Raw genomic sequence first — 15,820 nt, 5'->3', positions numbered from 1 at the left:
TGTCCGGTTAAAATGAAAAAGCTGGCGCTGTGCTTAAGTCGGGTTGCGGCGCGCCATAAATGCAAGCCGTTCAAACATCATCACGTCTTGCTCGTTCTTGAGCAGTGCGCCGTGAAGTGGCGGTATTGCATTGTTTGGATTGGAATCTTGTAGAGTTTCGAGTGGCATATCTTCATTCATTAGAAGTTTGAGCCAGTCGAGTAGTTCGCTAGTCGAAGGTTTTTTCTTCAGTCCTGGAACTTCACGCAGTTCGTAGAAGATATCCATTGCTTTCTTAACGAGCGTCTTCTGGATTCCCGGATAGTGCACATCGATGATCGATTGCATTGTCTCGCGATCGGGAAACTTGATGTAGTGGAAGAAGCAGCGACGCAGGAATGCGTCCGGCAATTCTTTCTCGTTGTTCGACGTAATTACCACAATCGGGCGCTCTTTGGCTTCGATGCGCTCTTGCGTTTCGTAAACGTCAAAGCTCATGCGATCGAGTTCCTGAAGCAGGTCGTTCGGGAATTCGATGTCGGCCTTGTCGATTTCATCGATCAATAGGACAGGCAGCTGGGGCGACGTGAATGCCTCCCAAAGCTTACCTTTCTTGATGTAGTTACGGATGTCGTGGACGCGTTCTTCGCCGAGCTGACCATCGCGCAGACGGGCAACCGCATCGTATTCATACAGACCTTGCTGCGCTTTGGTGGTCGATTTGACGTTCCACTCAATCATCGGCGCGCCGAGAGCTTTGGAGATTTCGTGCGCCAGAACAGTTTTACCCGTTCCCGGTTCGCCTTTGACCAAAAGCGGGCGGCGCAGAGTTACGGCAGCGTTCACCGCAACTTTAAGATCGTCAGTCGCGATGTAGTCGCTGGTTCCGTCAAAGCTCTGCTGGTCGGTCATGGTGTCCCTTTGATTAGTCCGCATTCGAAACTTATTTTCAAAGCGCGATAGGGCGCACAGGCCAAGCGCGCAAGAGGGCCGATATGCGCCATTGCTCAACAATCATCAAAGTGGGAGTGCCATGATCCTTTGAGCAAGCAGTTCAAGTGCGGTTTCATCGACATTCGCATCCGGATTGTTCCAGCTGAGTGTCAAGACATAAGGGAAACCAGCGCGGTTATAGAGAAGCCAAGTGAGGTTGAGCACGCCGGGTTCTGAGCCTCCCTTGTAGTGCGCTCTGGACCAGTTCTGCCAGCCATTGTCTGCCATGCTCGGGTTCACACTCATGACCTTCAATGGGACGTCGGAGCCTTGATCTAGCATATGGACGTAGAGCTTGCGCAGGTCATTCGGGCTCGCAAACCACTCGACATCCAAAGCCACCGGACCACCCGAAAACGCGGATTGAACAAGGTTCACGTCCAGATCGCTATCGTTCAATTGACGAAGAATTTCGGCTTTTTCAGAAACCGGAGCAGCTCGAAAACGAGTAAGGGTTTCATCACCAGCAGCTTTGAGTGCGAACATTTCCCGGGTTGTTAGAAACGGTACGTTTCTCTGCGGTTGAGAATGGCCGCTCGCAATCATTTCATCGATGACAGCGTCGACTCCAACATGGCGCATAAGCGCGTCGGTCGCGGTATTGTCGCTGATCGAGATCATCATAGTCGCCAGTGTTTGCAGAGTAACGGGCGCGGGATTTGGCCAATCTTGCATCATACCGCTCGGGAAACTGCGGCGGGCAATGGAAAGGTCGGTCGTGGTATCCCAGAATTCCTCCCCGCTTTTGATCCGACGGTTCAGCGCCGCGAGCACATAGACTTTAAAGGTCGATCCGATTGCAAATTGGTCGTCTGTGTTCACGCCTATGATCGGGTTCTCCCCGTCGATTGGGCCAAAATACACACCGACTTTGCCGGGAAGGGCGTTGAGGTCCGCAGTGATCTTCTCGACAGAGTCATCGATTGGATCAAAGCTTCGAAACAGCAATTCACTGATGCGGTTATCATCATTCGGATCGATCGCGATGCCGCCTCTGCCAATCGCGCGCTCCATGCGGATGGCCAATGCTGATCGGATGCCGGCGGGAGGAGCTAGCTTTTCAACGGACACTGCGCGGCCAAATTGCGTGGTCAGCTGGGTTGATAATCCCTTGAGTTGCGCCTCCGGTACGGCTTGCAAGAAACCATCGGTGAAGATCTCTTCCAGCGGAACATCCAATTCGCCGTTGAGCAGGGCGATGACTTGTTCGCTGCGCATCTGGATTGGCGCCAATTCTGCTTGGTCGGGTGCTGCACCATCTTGCGCAGCAAGCGGAGTTGTTGGAGCGAATGCGAACGTTAATAACAATGCCAACGCTGTGCTGACTGATTTAAGCGGCTTCATCTTTGTCCTCCGAATTCCCAAAATGCTAATCCAGAAAGGCCACTTATGCCAGTGAGTTGAGAGATGAGAGTTTGCTCTTCAACCCTTGAGCGGCCCACCAATTGAGCAGCGCCACGCCCGCGAAAACTGCAATTGACGTGGTGACCGGGATGATGGCTTGGGATGCGGCCTCAGCCCATCCGATTTGCTGTGCGGATTGCGACAATCTTACAGCATAAAGCATCGCCAAGCCGGGAACCAATGGCGCGAGATACCATCGAGGGACAGAGCGCAGAGCATCATACTGCCGTTGGTATTGCCGCCGAAGGTGCGTGAGGCACTGATCCTCGGGACGACGGATGAGATTGCTGCCGCGCCGATAAAGGCCCCACATGACTGTAACCGCGCCCAAAGCCATCAGCGCCATGGCGATACTGAGAAGGCCTTCGCCCTCACGTAGAAATGCGATAGCGCCGACGCCGGAGACGATAGCGACGATGATGCCGGCAGCATATTCGACAATGTTCCGCCGTTTGATCCTACGCTCAAACCTATCCGCACGTGCTGCGCAATCCGTTGGCGGGCTAAACGCTGCTTCGGGTGCGGCTTCGCACCATTCGGGAAGGGGGGGAGTGTTCATAACGAGGCTCCTTTGCTTTCAGGACTGGAAAAATGCGCTGCAAGCAGCGTCTTGATGCGGTGAATGCGAACACTGATCGCATTGGCTGAAAGGCCTGTAATATCGGCGATATCCGCGCCGCTTTCGCCTTCCAGCCATAGGATGATGACCTGTGCGTCCAGCGGTGGGAGCTCGCGGATCAGTGTGGTGATCTGCCCAAGCGCGTGCCGCTCGGCCGCTTGCTTTTCCGGGTTGCCGGTGGCGGGAAGCGTTTCAATTTCTTCAAGCGGCACCTTTTTCGGCCCGCGCGCCTCAGTTGCTATGTGATCGGCGGCGACATTGTGCGCGACCCGATAGACCCACGTTTTCAACGTGCTTTCGCCTTTGAAGCGCACAAGGCTGCTCCAGATCGCGCAGTGGATATCCTGTTCTAGGTCGCGCGCCTTTTCCGCATCGCGCTCGACAGCCCTCGCGAGACGCGCAATGGCCGGGGCGAATTTCTCTCCGGCTTCGCGGTAAAGGGCTTCTGCTTGCTTGCTCATACCCCTTTAGTCTGTTCCGCTTCGAATTTCTTACAAAGCGGCATCAGATTTTTAAAAGATATGAGAGGCCGAGACCGCGAACATCATGTTGAAGACGAGCATGATCACCGTTGCAGATCTCCATCCAAGTCCGGCTGTTCCCATGCCGCGATCCCATGTCCATTTGCCAATCGCTCCGGTGGCAAGAGCGGACATGACAACGGTCAACCACGGCTCTTGTGAAGCCAGAGCGAACAGAAAAACTGTGATCGCGATCAACTGGACCATAAAAGCGCCGGTGAACCAGACGATTGGTATAGGGCGGTAAGCGGTGTCGGGAACTTCCCAATCTGGAAGCGAGACGTCAGGACGCGAAATCCGGCGGTCACCCGCGTAAATGTCTTCCTCGCGCGGGTCAGGGTACTTTCGGTCGTCGCCGTTAAGCATCAATCATATCGCGGTCCATCTCACCCGCGCGGTTCTGGATAAAATTGAACCGGTGTTCCGGGTTACGGCCCATAAGCTGGTCAACCAGCTCTTTTACAGCAGCACGATCTTCGAACTCAGGCGGAAGCGTGATCCGAATGAGCGATCTGGTATCGGGGTGCATCGTTGTTTCACGAAGCTGCTGAGGGTTCATTTCGCCGAGGCCTTTAAACCGGCCGACTTCGACTTTCTTGCCTTTGAACACGGTTGCTTCCAGTTCGGCCCGGTGCTCGTCATCGCGCGCATACCGGCTCTCCTTGCCCGCTGTCAGACGGTAGAGCGGAGGCTGCGCAAGGAATAGATGCCCTTTGCGCACGAGGTCAGGCATTTCTTGAAAGAAGAACGTCATCAGCAGTGTCGCAATATGCGCGCCGTCAACATCGGCATCGGTCATGATGATTACGCGGTCATAGCGCAGGGCCTCTGCGTCGCAGTCTTTTCGCGTGCCGCAACCGAGCGCGAGGCCAAGATCGGCGATTTCGGCATTCGCCCGGATCTTGTCCGCAGTGGCGCTCGCGACGTTTAGGATTTTACCCCGGATCGGAAGGATCGCTTGTGTCTTGCGATCCCGCGCTTGCTTTGCGCTGCCGCCAGCGGAGTCGCCTTCGACGATGAACAGTTCGGTTTCTTTATCGGTTTCGCCGGAACAATCCGTGAGTTTGCCGGGTAGGCGAAGTTTCTTAGCATTGGTTGCGGTCTTGCGTTTGACTTCGCGTTCCTGCTTGCGGCGCAAGCGCTCGTCCATTCGCTCCATCACCTCGCCAAGCAGCGCTTTGCCGCGCTCCATATTGTCGGTGAGGAAGTGATCGAAATGATCGCGGACAGCATTCTCGACAAGGCGTGCTGCTTCCGGTGAAGTCAGGCGATCCTTCGTTTGGGACTGGAATTGCGGATCGCGGATAAAGACACTGAGCATAATCTCGGCGCCGGTCATCACATCATCGGCGGTGATGTCCTTGGCTTTTTTCGTGCCAGTGAGTTCGCCAAAGCCGCGAAGTCCTTTGGTAAGTGCAGCCCGCAAGCCTTGTTCATGCGTTCCGCCATCGGGCGTTGGAACGGTGTTACAATACCAGCTCGTCGAACCGTCGGAAAATAGCGGCCACGCAATGGCCCATTCGACTTTGCCCTGTGCCTGACCCTCGGCGTTCTCGGGAAACTCCTGATTGCCGGCAAACGGTTCGGCCGTAACGCATTCGCGTCCGCCGATCTGTTCACGCAAATGATCGGCAAGACCGCCGGGAAATTTGAAAGTTGCTTCTGCCGGTACGTCTTCGCTGGTTAGACTTTCTGCGCATTTCCAGCGGATTTCAACGCCTGCAAACAGGTATGCCTTTGAGCGAGCCAGCTTGAATAGGCGGTGCGGCTTGAACTGCCTATCGCCGAATATTTCTGTGTCCGGTGTGAAGCTGACTTGCGTGCCGCGGCGGTTGGGGGCCGCGCCCAGTTCTTGCAATTTCCCGAGGGTTTGACCCTTGGCAAATTCTTGCGCGAACAGTTTCTTGTCTCGGGCAACCTCGACCCGAGTATCAGATGAGAGCGCATTCACGACACTCACGCCGACGCCGTGCAAACCACCGCTAGTTGCGTATGCCTTGCCGGAAAATTTGCCGCCCGAGTGAAGCGTAGAAAGGATCACTTCGAGCGTGGACTTGCCCGGAAACTTGGGATGTTCATCAACCGGAATGCCGCGGCCATTGTCCGAAATGGTCAGACGATTGCCTTCCTCCAAACGCATCTCAATGCGGTTGGCGTGACCTGCGACAGCCTCGTCCATCGAATTGTCGAGAACTTCGGCGGCGAGATGGTGCAGGGCGCGGTCATCCGTGCCGCCAATATACATCCCTGGGCGGCGGCGAACGGGTTCAAGACCCTCCAGCACCTCGATGGAAGATGAATCATAATCGCCGCTGGATGTGGGCGTATTTTCAAACAGATCGTCGGACATATATCCGATATGGACACGCAAGGCCGCGCTCACAAGCGAGCGCAGCCTGTTTTGCTCCGGTTTTAATGAACCAGCTTAGCCGCCGAAGCTTGTTGGTGCCGCTTCAACAGGTACAACAGAGTTGCTGCGCACTTCACGGACTTCCAGCGCTCGTTCCGCGATACCATCTCTTCCAAATCGGAACGGTCCGTCAACGCCTAGGAAACCGCCCCGGTCGAACATCATCGAAGTCGGGAAGTTTCGCCCTACACGCCAGTCCCGGGCCACGCGGAGGGTCAGCAGCACCGAGTCATATCCCAGCGTCGCAATACGATACGGTTTATTGCCAAAGCGCGCTTCGTAACTGTCGGCAAAACGTTTGTAGCGGCCATCGGACACTGCCGAGAAGATAGCACCGTTGATTGCGCCAGAGCGAGTGAGAACGGACTCGCCGCTCCACAATTCGGTTCCGAGAATCCGCGTTCCTTCTGCTCCGCTGCTTCGCACTTCGCCCGCAGCCTGAACTGCAAGGCGCGCGCCATCGGCGATCAGCACTGTATCATATCCGCCAGCTGCCCGAAGGCGCTGAGCCGCGCTTACAATTGATGTGTTGCCGCGCGCATATTGCGCCGAACCGATCAAGTTGCCGCCGTAGTCGCTAAGGGCACTAGTCAGCGCATCAAAAGATCGCTGCCCGTAGGTGCCTTCCGGAACGAGTGCCGCAAAGTTGTTTGATCCGCGTGCCCGAGCATAGGCGACCGAGCGGCGGATGGATTGTTCTGGAACATGCCCCATCAGAAAGACATCCGCACTTGCGACGCGGGTATCATTCGAGAACGCAATGGCTGGAACCTTGGCTGGGCGGGCCGCGGCCTGAACCGCCGGCACATTTTCAGCCAAAAGCGGGCCGAGGATCAGCTTGTTACCGTCTGCAATGGCACGGCGGGCTGCTGCGCCTGCGCCTTTGGATGTATCATAGGTCGTGATGCGCAGATTGTTTGCGTTGGTATCGAGCAATGCCATTGTTGTCGCATTGGCAAGCGACTGTCCCACAGCAGAGGTGTTGCCGCCCATTGGGACAAGCAAAGCAACACGGTGCCGCGTTGCATCGCTGGGCAGTGCGGTCGCGCTAGGTTCTGGCGTCGGTGTGGCGACCGGGCCTGTGGTCTGCGACGGACCGGTTTTCGGAATGACCGAGCACCCACCGAGCAGCAGAGCTGTGCCCGCAATGGCGAGCCCGCGCTTCGAAAATACGCGCGAAATTGTTGTGCCCAAACTCTTCATTCTTGCCGACCCCTGATCGCTGCTCCAAAGATGGGGACATATGAACACGCCCGATCCTGAATCAGCCCTTAGTAAACCTCTAAAACCGGGGCTTTATATTGTAGCGACGCCGATTGGCAATCTTGGCGATGTAACGGTTCGTGCTGTCGACGTGCTGCGCCGGTGCGAGATAATCGCCTGCGAAGACACTCGTGTAACAGGCAAATTGCTCAAACATTGCGGTGTGTCGACACGGATGCAGCGATATGACGATCACGCTTCGGACCGACAAAGGCAGAGTTTGATCGACTTGGCCCGCTCTCAGCCGGTTGCCTTGGTAAGCGATGCGGGGACGCCTTTAATCTCGGACCCGGGTTACCGATTGGTCCGCGACGCCCGTGATGCTGGCATTGCCGTCACCAGCCTTCCCGGCGCTTGCGCAGCGATCACTGGCCTGACGCTCGCCGGACTTCCGAATGACCGGTTCTTGTTTGCAGGCTTTCTGCCGGTGAAAGAGAAAGCGCGCGGAGACATTTTGTCGGAGCTTGGCGAGATTGGTGCCACCCTAATATTTTATGAGACCGGCCCGCGCCTTGAGCGTAGCCTGCGCACGATTGCCGAATTTTGGCCTGATCGAGAGGTCGCCGTGGCAAGAGAATTGACCAAACTGCACGAGGAATGCCGCACTGGAACCGCTGGCGAGCTTGCGGAACATTATGCCGCCCGTCCTCCGAAGGGCGAGATCGTTTTGCTGATCGGGCCGCCGGGTGAAAAGACGCTGTTGTCCGATCCGGATGCGTTGCTGCGCGAAGCTTTGGAGGAAATGAGCCCGAGCAAGGCCGCTGCCAAAGTGTCGAAAGCAACCGGTCTCGACCGGCAGGCACTGTATTCCCGAGCAGTCGAGCTGAAATCGCTGTGACTGCGAAGCGCGAAATTGCGGAGCGTAAGGGGCGCGAAGGAGAGGTGCAGGCGGCGCAATGGCTCGCGCAGCAAGGTTGGCAAATTCTGGCCGAGCGGGTCAAAACACCCGTTGGCGAGATTGATCTGATCGCTCGAAAAGACAGCCTCACCGCCTTTATCGAGGTAAAATGGCGCAAACGTGCCGCCGATCTCGATACGGCGATTGATGAACGCCGTCTTTTGCGAGTTGCTGCTGCGGCCGAAGTTGTCGCTCACGAGCATGCCGAACCGGATGATGATTTGCGGATCGACGTGATCCTCCTTGCACCCGGCACCCGGCCACGCCACATCACCAACGCGTTTCAACCCTAAAGGTAAAGACCAGAGGATTTCCGCATGACCTTGCGCGTCGCGGTCCAGATGGACCCAATCGAAGATATCAATATCGCTGGCGACAGCTCCTTTGCCCTGATGCTTACGGCGCAGGAGCGCGGATACGAAGTTTTTGAATACCACGTCGAAAGCTTAACACTGGATGCGGATGACCGCCTCTTTGCCGAATGCGCACCTGTGAAGTTGCAGCGCGTTGTTGGAGATCACGTTGCGAAAGGCGAGATGCAGCGGCTCGATCTCGGCAAAGATATCGATGTGATCCTGATGCGTCAGGATCCCCCGTTTCACATGGGCTATATCACCGCGACCCACCTGCTTGAGCGGATCAAGGACGAGACTTTGGTGGTCAATGACCCCGCCAATGTCCGCAATGCGCCTGAAAAGGTGATGGTGCTGGATTATCGCCGTTTCATGCCGCCGACACTGATCACGCGTTCACCCGATGAGGTTAAGCGCTTTATGGCAGAGCACGGCGCGGTCGTCGTAAAGCCGATCCACGGCAATGGCGGCAAGGCAATTTTCCGCGTGCCGGATAGCGGCGACAACCTCACCGCATTGTTTGAAGTCTTCAACCAGACATGGCCAGAGCCGCATATGGTTCAACCGTTCCTCCCCGAAGTGGCCGAAGGCGATAAGCGTATCGTCCTGATCGACGGAGAAGTCGCAGGCGCGATCAACCGTATTCCGGGCGAGGGAGAGTTCCGCAGCAACCTGGCAATGGGCGGCAGCGCAGAAGCGACGGGGCTAACCGAGCGCGAGCAGGAAATATGCGACGCGATGGGACCGGAATTGAAAAGACTCGGCCTAACATTCGTAGGCATCGACGTAATCGGCGGCAAATGGCTGACCGAGATCAACGTCACATCGCCAACGGGGATTGTGGCGATTGATAAGTTTAATGGGACGGATACGGCGGGCATGATCTGGGATGCGATTGAGGCGCGGTTGGCCGGTTAAGTCGGCTTTTACCTAGCATGGTTGGACACGACTATGTCTGTTCTCAGAGGTGGGGGCAGGCATCCGATAAAGTCTACTGCTGCACAAGAGCTGACTTCGCGATTGCCCTTATACTCTGCCAAAATGCGCCACTCTTCAGAGCTGCGATGGAGCTTACAGTCTCGTCCTCCTCCCACTTATCGGGGAACGTGTCGTAGAGTTTACTGATGTATGGATACTGTGATCGCCACTGATCCTTAGCATCCATTATTGGGACCAGCTCCTCAAAAAAATCATCAATCAGCTCGTCAAGTTCATCTTTGTTGTCCCATTCTCGACTTGTGAGATAGACAATCTGTTCGTCCGCAGACGAAGCGAAGAACCTCAAGATGTCCAATAATCCTGCGTGCAGAGCCATGGGTTTCGATTTTAGTGCAGTTGTGAATGCCCGCAAGTGGGTCGTTAGCGGAACGTCCGCTTTCTACTTCAACCTAACCCTTCCCCGCCCTAGGATGCGCACTTCGATAATTCTCCAGCAAGCCGGCCGCATCGACCTTGGTGTAAATCTGCGTTGATCCCAGCGAGGCGTGGCCCAATAGCTCCTGTAAACTCCGCAAATCCGCTCCGGCGCTGAGCAAATGCGTGGCGAAGGAATGCCGCAATGCGTGCGGTGTCGCGGTGTCGGGCAAGCCAAGCGCCCGCCTCGCCTTTGCCATCGCCTTTTGCACCATGCCCTGAGACAACGCTCCGCCTTTTGCGCCGCGGAACAAGGGTTCTTTCGGCGCGAGGGGGTAGGGGCAGGCGCTGGCATATTCTGATACGGCTTCCCGTACTATTGGCAGGAGCGGCACGACGCGCTGCTTGCCGCCTTTCCCCGTCACCTGAAGGGTTTCTCCCAGAGGGACATCGCCGCCATTGAGAGACAGGGCCTCGGCAATTCGCAGGCCTGATCCGTACATCAGCAGCAGCACTGCGCGATCTCTTGCGCCGACCCAATCGTCGCTCGCGGTGTCGTCCACCATATCGGCGATGTTGACGGCTTCGTCGGGCGTAATGGGGCGGGGCAGCCCTTTTTTGAGCCGGGGGCCGCGAACGCGGGGCGCAGATGGATCGGGATCGCCGCTTTCGCTGCGGGCAAATGCGATGAAGGCTTTCAGCGCGGACAACTCTCTCGCGGCGCTGGTATTGGCCAGTCCCTCGGCCCGGCGCGAGGCGAGGTGCGCGCGCAAATCATGCGCTTCGAGCGATGCGACCTCCGCAAAACTGGAAATATCCTTGGCCACGATAATGCGCTGCGCCGCCGATGTGTAGGCGCGGACGGTATGCGGGGATCGCCGCTTGCTATCAGTGAGAAATGAGTGCCACGCGCCGAGGATGTCTTCGCGGCTCATGCCTCCACCAACGTATCGGCGACGATCTCTCCGAGAAGTCCGTCGAGAAGCGGACGACCAGCGGGCATAACGCCGATCCGTCCTTGATCAGCCCACATCAGGCCGAGGTCGCGATATTGCTCAAACTTGTCGGATTTGATCAAAGCTGCAGCGGGCAATCCGAAACGCTCTGCCATGTATGTAAGGTCAATCCCCTCGGTAAGGCGCAGACCCATTAGCAAGGCTTCGGCAGCTTGGTCGCTGGCGGAAAGCATCCGCTGTTCCGCAATACCGTGACCGCGGTCTTTCACGGCAGTCAGATAATTCTCGGGCTTCTTGTGCCGTGTGGTCGCAAAACCACCGCGTCTGCCATGCGCGCCCGGACCGATGCCCGCGTAATCCTGATATCGCCAATAGGTGAGATTGTGCCGGCTTTCCTCGCCAACACGCGCATGGTTGCTGGTTTCGTAGGCGGGTAGCCCCGCCGCCTCAGTCAATTCCTGCGTAAGCGAAAACAATTCTGCTGCGGCGTCATCATCAAGCGGTTCAAAAATGCCGCGCCGCACATCTGTTGCGAACCTTGTGCCCGGTTCGATTGTGAGTTGGTAAAGCGATAAATGAGAAGTGCCGAATTTTAGAGCTGTTTCCAGCTGCGATTGCCATTGCGCGGGTGTCTGATCGGGGAGGGCATAAATCAGGTCGAAATTGACGCGCTTGAAGTGTTCTTGCGCTGTCTCAAGCGCGTTCAGTGCTTCTAGGCTCCCGTGAAGTCGCCCTAACCAACGTAAAGTTTCGTCGTCCAAAGACTGCACGCCGAGCGATACGCGATTGATGCCCGCACCTGCCAACGCGGCGAAATTGGCTGCTTCTACAGAGGATGGATTGGCCTCAAGGGTGATCTCGATGCCCTCATCGAAACCCCACAATGCCTCTGCTTCGGCAAGCAGCGAGCCCACCAATGCAGGTGGCATCAGAGACGGCGTCCCCCCTCCAAAGAAGATCGAGGAAAGCGTTTCACCGCTAGCGACCTTAGCCTCCGCCCGCATATCGGCGAGCAAAGATGCTTCCCAAACACCCACGTCAACAGTGTCGCGGACATGCGAATTGAAGTCGCAATAGGGGCATTTCTTCGCGCAGAAGGGCCAGTGGATATAGAGTGCTTTCGCCACATTCTCCCTATGCGATGCGCGGGTGAAAAAGCCAATCGATCAGTTTGTCCCGGTAAATGACCCGACAAACCACCAGCGGTGAGAAAAGCGAGCCCAATGGTTTTGACTAACGGACATTAAGCATGATTGTTCAATCGATCTTTCACATGGTCAGTCAAAGGCAGATGCATGAAAACGGGCCCAAAAATGTTCTACACGACCGGTATAATGATTGTTTCGATGGCGAGTGCGCTGTCCGGTTGCGGCGGGGGCGATGGACCAGCTCATAGCGGCAATTCCGGTGCAGTGGCGCCTTCGCCAAGCCCATCGCCTTCCCCGAGCCCGAGCCCAAGTCCTTCTCCAACCCCAAGTCCTTCGCCAACGACTGGCACCGCATCGTCGCGTCAGGAGCAAATGCTTGAGGTAATGTTGCGCGACCATAACGCAGCCCGCCAAGAGGTGGGCACTCCTGCGCTTGTCCTTGATGATGATCTCAACGCACAGGCTCTAGCATATGCCGAGGAATTGGCGTCAAGTGGTAGATTTGAACACAGCGCAGGCAGCACCCGTGTCGGCCAAGGCGAAAACCTGTGGGCAGGTACGCAAGGAGCATTTTCTTACGAGCGAATGGCCGCCGGTTGGATCGATGAGAAACAGTATTACATCCACGCCGCTTTCCCATATGTGAGCAACACGGGGCGCTGGCAGGATGTCGGGCACTACACTCAGGTCATCTGGCGCGAGACAACCAAGCTGGGATGCGGGATCGCTACCGGTAATGGCCGTGATGTTCTCGTCTGCCGCTACAGTCCACCGGGCAACTTCGTCGGTCGGTTTGCCTACTAGTCAGACGCCGAATTGATCCGCGACAAGTTTGGCAAATGCGTCGGCGCGGTGGCTGATCGCGTGTTTTTCTGACGGTTCGATTTCGGCGAAAGTCTGCTCCGCACCGCGAGGAATGAAGACCGGATCATATCCGAAGCCCATCTCACCGCGTGGTGGCCATGTCAGCGAACCTGAGCACTTGCCTTCATAAACAACATGCTCACCGTCTGGCCAAGCGAGCGCCAGCACACAGTGGAACGCTGCCGAACGATCAGTTCCGACGCCTTGCTGTTGCAAGAAGCCTTCGACCTTGCCCATCGCCATGTACCAGTCGCGGCCTGGCTCCCCTTCGAACCATTGCCGCTCGGCCCAATCCGCAGTGTATACGCCGGGACGCCCGCCGAGAGCATCAACACCGAGGCCGCTATCGTCGGCAAGCGCGGCCAAGCCCGAAGCCTCCGCCGCCGCGCGCGCTTTGATAAGGGCGTTCTCAGCGAAAGTTGCACCCGTTTCGGCAGGTTCCGGCAGGCCCAGAGAACCCGCCGAAATGCACTTCATTCCGTAAGGGTCAAGCAACGCGGAAATCTCTTTGAGTTTCCCCGAATTGTGGGTCGCGATCACAAGCGACCCGCCACCCAGCTTTCGTGTCATTTTACCGCTTCCAATTGTGCCTTGAAGATGCCGTCGCAGCCAATGTTGGCGAGACGCAGGAGGCGTAGAAGGCCTTCTTCATCGTAGGTCGCGCCTTCAGCGGTGGCTTGAACTTCCGCAATCTGTCCGCCCGAAATCAACACAAAGTTTGCATCAGCATCGGCATCGCTATCCTCGGGATAGTCGAGATCGAGGACCGGCGTGCCCTTATATATCCCGCAGGAGATGGCTGCGACCTGCGCTGTGATCGGATCTTCTTTGAGGTCCCCCGAAGCGATCAGGCTGTTCACGGCGAGACGCAGGGCGACCCATGCGCCCGAAATCGAGGCTGTGCGCGTACCACCGTCGGCCTGGATAACATCGCAGTCCAAGGTGATCTGACGTTCGCCCAGCTTCTTGAGATCGACCACAGCACGCAAAGAACGTCCAATAAGACGCTGAATTTCCTGAGTTCGACCCGATTGCTTGCCGCGCGCGGCCTCTCTGCTACCGCGCGTGTGCGTGGCGCGGGGGAGCATCGAATATTCGCCTGTGACCCAGCCTTCGCCTTTACCGCGAAGCCAAGGCGGAATGCGCTCTTCAACCGAGGCGGTGCAAAGAACTTTCGTATCCCCGAAACTGATTAGACAGGAACCCTCAGCGTGCTTGGTGTATCCGGTTTCAATTGTGATAGCGCGCATTTCGTCTGGCGCGCGTCCTGAAGGGCGCATTTGGTAGCTCCTGCTTGTTCTGATTCGTGTTGTCGCGGGGTGTGAAGGGGATCATGCAACACCGCAAGGCTTGGCGAACGCCGATCCTTCGCTAAATGGGGGTAATGGCCTCACCACCTATCACCGAACTGACCGAACGCGCCCGGGAGATTTTCCGGCGGGTGGTAGAGGGTTATATCGATAGCGGGCAGCCGGTCGGGTCAAAGACACTGGCGTCCGATGGTACGCTCAACCTTTCATCCGCCTCTATCCGTTCCGTATTGGCTGACTTGGAAAGCCTCGGTCTGCTCGCCGCGCCGCATACGAGCGCCGGACGCCTTCCTACCGATGCGGGCTTGAGAATATTCGTAGACGGCATGATGCGGGTGGCCGAGCCGACGAAAGACGAACGCGCTCAGATTGAAGCGCGGCTTTCGGAAAGCGGCCCGGTCGAACACGCTCTGAAACAAGCGAGCGCGCTGCTGTCTGATCTGTCCGGCGCAGCGGGCATGGTGATGGTCCCGACACGCGAGCAGAAACTCGCGCAATTCAACCTTGTCGATTTGGGTCAGGGTAGGGCGCTTGCGGTCCTTGTTGGGGAAGATGGCGGTGTCGAGAACCGCGTTGTTGAATTGGGCGGTGCGCTGACCCAAAGTTCGCTCGACCGGGCGACGAATTATATCACGGCCCGGCTTGCAGGCCGTACGCTTGCCGAAGCGTCGCAGGCGATGCGCGCAGAGATTTCAACGGGGCAAACGCAGCTTGATGATGCGAGCCGGGACTTGGTGGAACGCGGACTTGCCGTTTGGAGCGAGGATGCAAACGAGCGGCCCGTCCTAATCGTTCGCGGTGCAGCAAACTTGCTGGACGACGCCGCACTGGACGATATCGACCGCGTCCGCTCTCTGCTCGATGATTTGGAAGACAAACAATCTGTTGCAAGCCTCTTGGAGAGCGCACGGGACGCCGATGCGACGCGCATATTTATAGGCAGCGAGAACAGGCTTTTCGGTCTTTCCGGCTCGTCGGTCATCGCTTCGCCCTATCGTGATCGTGAAGGCCGTGTTGTGGGAGTTCTGGGCGTGATTGGCCCCACAAGGTTGAATTACGCGCGCGTGGTCCCCATGGTTGATTTAACAGCAAGATCGCTTGGCCGTTCGTTGGACAAGCTCATCGTTTAGACGGAACATCAAAAGACATGATCGACAACGACAAGCCGCAGGATGACGCGGCGAATGAAGACGTAAAAGCGGAACTGAAAGGCGTGCCAGAAGAGTTTCTCACAGATAGTGATGAGACGGATGAGGCTTGCGCCGATGACGCAAACGAAGCGCTGGAATCGCTGCGCCGTGATCTCGACGAAGCAAAGCAGGAAGTTCTTTACGCCAAAGCCGACACGCAGAATGTTCGCCGCCGCGCGGAAAAGGACATTCAGGATGCCCGCAATTATGCCGCGACCGGCTTTGCCCGCGATGTCTTGAGCGTTTGGGACAATCTGTCACGCGCTGTCGATGCGATCCCCGAAAGCCTGCGTGAAGACGAAAAGATGAAAGGTCTTGTCGTCGGCATCGAAGCGACACAGCGAGAGCTTGAGAAAGTCTTCAAGCAAAACGGCATTGAGCGCATCGCGGCGATGGACATGCCGCTTGATCCGAACCAGCATCAGGCGATGATGGAAGTGCCAACGGACGAGAAAGAACCGGGCACTATTGTGCAGGAAATGCAGTCGGGCTGGATGATCAAAAACCGCCTGCTTCGACCTGCAATGGTTGGCGTGGCCAAAAAGCCTGACTGATCGGT

Annotated in this window: 18 protein-coding genes; 6 read left to right on the top strand and 12 right to left on the bottom strand. The window is 56.9% G+C overall.

What is annotated here, in order from left to right; genetic code table 11:
- Positions 1-33: 33 nt before the first annotated feature.
- The 7 genes from MWU39_RS06960 to MWU39_RS06930 form a co-directional block, all read right to left on the bottom strand.
- Entirely contained in the window at positions 34-891 is an 858-nt protein-coding gene (locus tag MWU39_RS06960) for a MoxR family ATPase (RefSeq protein WP_247159287.1), read from the bottom strand.
- 105 nt (positions 892-996) lie between these two features.
- Positions 997-2,316, bottom strand: coding sequence for a serine hydrolase (locus tag MWU39_RS06955; protein ID WP_247159286.1), 1,320 nt, complete (start codon positions 2,314-2,316; stop codon positions 997-999).
- A gap of 43 nt (positions 2,317-2,359) precedes the next feature.
- Positions 2,360-2,935: a hypothetical protein gene (locus MWU39_RS06950; RefSeq protein ID WP_247159285.1), complete on the bottom strand. Its 576-nt coding sequence runs from the start codon at positions 2,933-2,935 to the stop codon at positions 2,360-2,362.
- Positions 2,932-3,456, bottom strand: a complete 525-nt coding sequence (locus tag MWU39_RS06945; RefSeq protein WP_247159284.1) for a sigma-70 family RNA polymerase sigma factor — start codon at positions 3,454-3,456, stop codon at positions 2,932-2,934. The genes MWU39_RS06950 and MWU39_RS06945 overlap by 4 nt, the downstream gene beginning before the upstream one ends.
- 51 nt (positions 3,457-3,507) lie before the next feature.
- On the bottom strand, positions 3,508-3,882 hold the full coding sequence (locus MWU39_RS06940) for a hypothetical protein (protein WP_247159283.1): 375 nt from the start codon (positions 3,880-3,882) through the stop codon (positions 3,508-3,510).
- Positions 3,875-5,866, bottom strand: coding sequence for a DNA topoisomerase IV subunit B (gene parE / locus MWU39_RS06935; protein WP_247159282.1), 1,992 nt, complete (start codon positions 5,864-5,866; stop codon positions 3,875-3,877). Before parE ends, MWU39_RS06940 begins: the two co-directional genes overlap by 8 nt.
- Positions 5,867-5,941: 75 nt before the next feature.
- Positions 5,942-7,129 (bottom strand): penicillin-binding protein activator, encoded by a 1,188-nt coding sequence (locus MWU39_RS06930; RefSeq protein WP_247159281.1) that lies wholly within the window; start codon positions 7,127-7,129, stop codon positions 5,942-5,944.
- Positions 7,130-7,169: 40 nt separating this feature from the next.
- Here MWU39_RS06930 and rsmI point away from each other — a divergent pair, with 40 nt between their 5' ends.
- Genes rsmI through gshB form a run of 3 tightly spaced genes read left to right on the top strand, consistent with a single transcriptional unit; the run spans position 7,170 to position 9,358 of the window.
- Positions 7,170-8,027: a 16S rRNA (cytidine(1402)-2'-O)-methyltransferase gene (gene rsmI / locus MWU39_RS06925; protein ID WP_247159280.1), complete on the top strand. Its 858-nt coding sequence runs from the start codon at positions 7,170-7,172 to the stop codon at positions 8,025-8,027.
- On the top strand, positions 8,024-8,380 hold the full coding sequence (locus MWU39_RS06920; RefSeq protein WP_247159279.1) for a YraN family protein: 357 nt from the start codon (positions 8,024-8,026) through the stop codon (positions 8,378-8,380). The genes rsmI and MWU39_RS06920 overlap by 4 nt, the downstream gene beginning before the upstream one ends.
- A 24-nt stretch (positions 8,381-8,404) precedes the next feature.
- Positions 8,405-9,358 (top strand): glutathione synthase, encoded by a 954-nt coding sequence (gshB, locus tag MWU39_RS06915; RefSeq protein ID WP_247159278.1) that lies wholly within the window; start codon positions 8,405-8,407, stop codon positions 9,356-9,358.
- Positions 9,359-9,431: 73 nt separating this feature from the next.
- Here the strand turns inward: gshB and MWU39_RS06910 are convergent, their stop codons facing one another.
- The 3 genes from MWU39_RS06910 to hemW all read right to left on the bottom strand — a co-directional run bounded on the left by MWU39_RS06910 (position 9,432) and on the right by hemW (position 11,876).
- Entirely contained in the window at positions 9,432-9,755 is a 324-nt protein-coding gene (locus tag MWU39_RS06910) for a hypothetical protein (protein ID WP_247159277.1), read from the bottom strand.
- A gap of 73 nt (positions 9,756-9,828) precedes the next feature.
- Positions 9,829-10,728, bottom strand: coding sequence for a tyrosine recombinase XerC (locus MWU39_RS06905; RefSeq protein ID WP_247159276.1), 900 nt, complete (start codon positions 10,726-10,728; stop codon positions 9,829-9,831).
- The gene (gene hemW / locus MWU39_RS06900) at positions 10,725-11,876 is read right to left on the bottom strand and encodes a radical SAM family heme chaperone HemW (protein WP_247159275.1); all 1,152 of its coding nucleotides are present in this window, start codon (positions 11,874-11,876) and stop codon (positions 10,725-10,727) included. Before hemW ends, MWU39_RS06905 begins: the two co-directional genes overlap by 4 nt.
- Positions 11,877-12,044: 168 nt before the next feature.
- Here hemW and MWU39_RS06895 point away from each other — a divergent pair, with 168 nt between their 5' ends.
- Positions 12,045-12,701 carry a CAP domain-containing protein gene (locus MWU39_RS06895; RefSeq protein ID WP_247159274.1) on the top strand — a complete coding sequence of 219 codons (657 nt, stop codon included), beginning with the start codon at positions 12,045-12,047 and terminating at the stop codon, positions 12,699-12,701.
- Here MWU39_RS06895 and rdgB read toward each other — a convergent pair whose 3' ends face one another.
- Together rdgB and rph are read right to left on the bottom strand one after the other, a co-directional pair.
- Positions 12,702-13,331, bottom strand: coding sequence for an RdgB/HAM1 family non-canonical purine NTP pyrophosphatase (gene rdgB, locus MWU39_RS06890; protein ID WP_247159273.1), 630 nt, complete (start codon positions 13,329-13,331; stop codon positions 12,702-12,704). It lies immediately after the preceding gene.
- Positions 13,328-14,041 (bottom strand): ribonuclease PH, encoded by a 714-nt coding sequence (rph, locus tag MWU39_RS06885; protein WP_247159272.1) that lies wholly within the window; start codon positions 14,039-14,041, stop codon positions 13,328-13,330. The genes rdgB and rph overlap by 4 nt, the downstream gene beginning before the upstream one ends.
- 104 nt (positions 14,042-14,145) lie before the next feature.
- On the opposite strand from rph, the gene hrcA reads away from it, so the two are divergent.
- Positions 14,146-15,201 (top strand): heat-inducible transcriptional repressor HrcA, encoded by a 1,056-nt coding sequence (hrcA, locus tag MWU39_RS06880; RefSeq protein WP_247159271.1) that lies wholly within the window; start codon positions 14,146-14,148, stop codon positions 15,199-15,201.
- A gap of 17 nt (positions 15,202-15,218) precedes the next feature.
- Positions 15,219-15,815 (top strand): nucleotide exchange factor GrpE, encoded by a 597-nt coding sequence (grpE, locus tag MWU39_RS06875; RefSeq protein ID WP_247159270.1) that lies wholly within the window; start codon positions 15,219-15,221, stop codon positions 15,813-15,815.
- Positions 15,816-15,820: the final 5 nt, after the last annotated feature.

The sequence above is a fragment of the Erythrobacter sp. F6033 genome (assembly GCF_023016005.1).
In the GTDB taxonomy this organism is placed as follows: Bacteria; Pseudomonadota; Alphaproteobacteria; order Sphingomonadales; family Sphingomonadaceae; genus Erythrobacter.
The sequence above is the reverse complement of the archived record's forward strand: the minus strand, read 5'-3'. Positions and strand labels throughout refer to the sequence as shown.

Coding starts and splice junctions, on each gene's coding strand:
- MWU39_RS06960 (WP_247159287.1), bottom strand. CDS start 891: ATGACCGACCAGCAGAGCTTTGACGGAACCAGCGACTACATCGCGACT.
- MWU39_RS06955 (WP_247159286.1), bottom strand. CDS start 2,316: ATGAAGCCGCTTAAATCAGTCAGCACAGCGTTGGCATTGTTATTAACG.
- MWU39_RS06950 (WP_247159285.1), bottom strand. CDS start 2,935: ATGAACACTCCCCCCCTTCCCGAATGGTGCGAAGCCGCACCCGAAGCA.
- MWU39_RS06945 (WP_247159284.1), bottom strand. CDS start 3,456: ATGAGCAAGCAAGCAGAAGCCCTTTACCGCGAAGCCGGAGAGAAATTC.
- MWU39_RS06940 (WP_247159283.1), bottom strand. CDS start 3,882: ATGCTTAACGGCGACGACCGAAAGTACCCTGACCCGCGCGAGGAAGAC.
- parE (WP_247159282.1), bottom strand. CDS start 5,866: ATGTCCGACGATCTGTTTGAAAATACGCCCACATCCAGCGGCGATTAT.
- MWU39_RS06930 (WP_247159281.1), bottom strand. CDS start 7,129: ATGAAGAGTTTGGGCACAACAATTTCGCGCGTATTTTCGAAGCGCGGG.
- rsmI (WP_247159280.1), top strand. CDS start 7,170: ATGAACACGCCCGATCCTGAATCAGCCCTTAGTAAACCTCTAAAACCG.
- gshB (WP_247159278.1), top strand. CDS start 8,405: ATGACCTTGCGCGTCGCGGTCCAGATGGACCCAATCGAAGATATCAAT.
- MWU39_RS06910 (WP_247159277.1), bottom strand. CDS start 9,755: ATGGCTCTGCACGCAGGATTATTGGACATCTTGAGGTTCTTCGCTTCG.
- MWU39_RS06905 (WP_247159276.1), bottom strand. CDS start 10,728: ATGAGCCGCGAAGACATCCTCGGCGCGTGGCACTCATTTCTCACTGAT.
- MWU39_RS06895 (WP_247159274.1), top strand. CDS start 12,045: ATGAAAACGGGCCCAAAAATGTTCTACACGACCGGTATAATGATTGTT.
- rdgB (WP_247159273.1), bottom strand. CDS start 13,331: ATGACACGAAAGCTGGGTGGCGGGTCGCTTGTGATCGCGACCCACAAT.
- rph (WP_247159272.1), bottom strand. CDS start 14,041: ATGCGCCCTTCAGGACGCGCGCCAGACGAAATGCGCGCTATCACAATT.
- hrcA (WP_247159271.1), top strand. CDS start 14,146: ATGGCCTCACCACCTATCACCGAACTGACCGAACGCGCCCGGGAGATT.
- grpE (WP_247159270.1), top strand. CDS start 15,219: ATGATCGACAACGACAAGCCGCAGGATGACGCGGCGAATGAAGACGTA.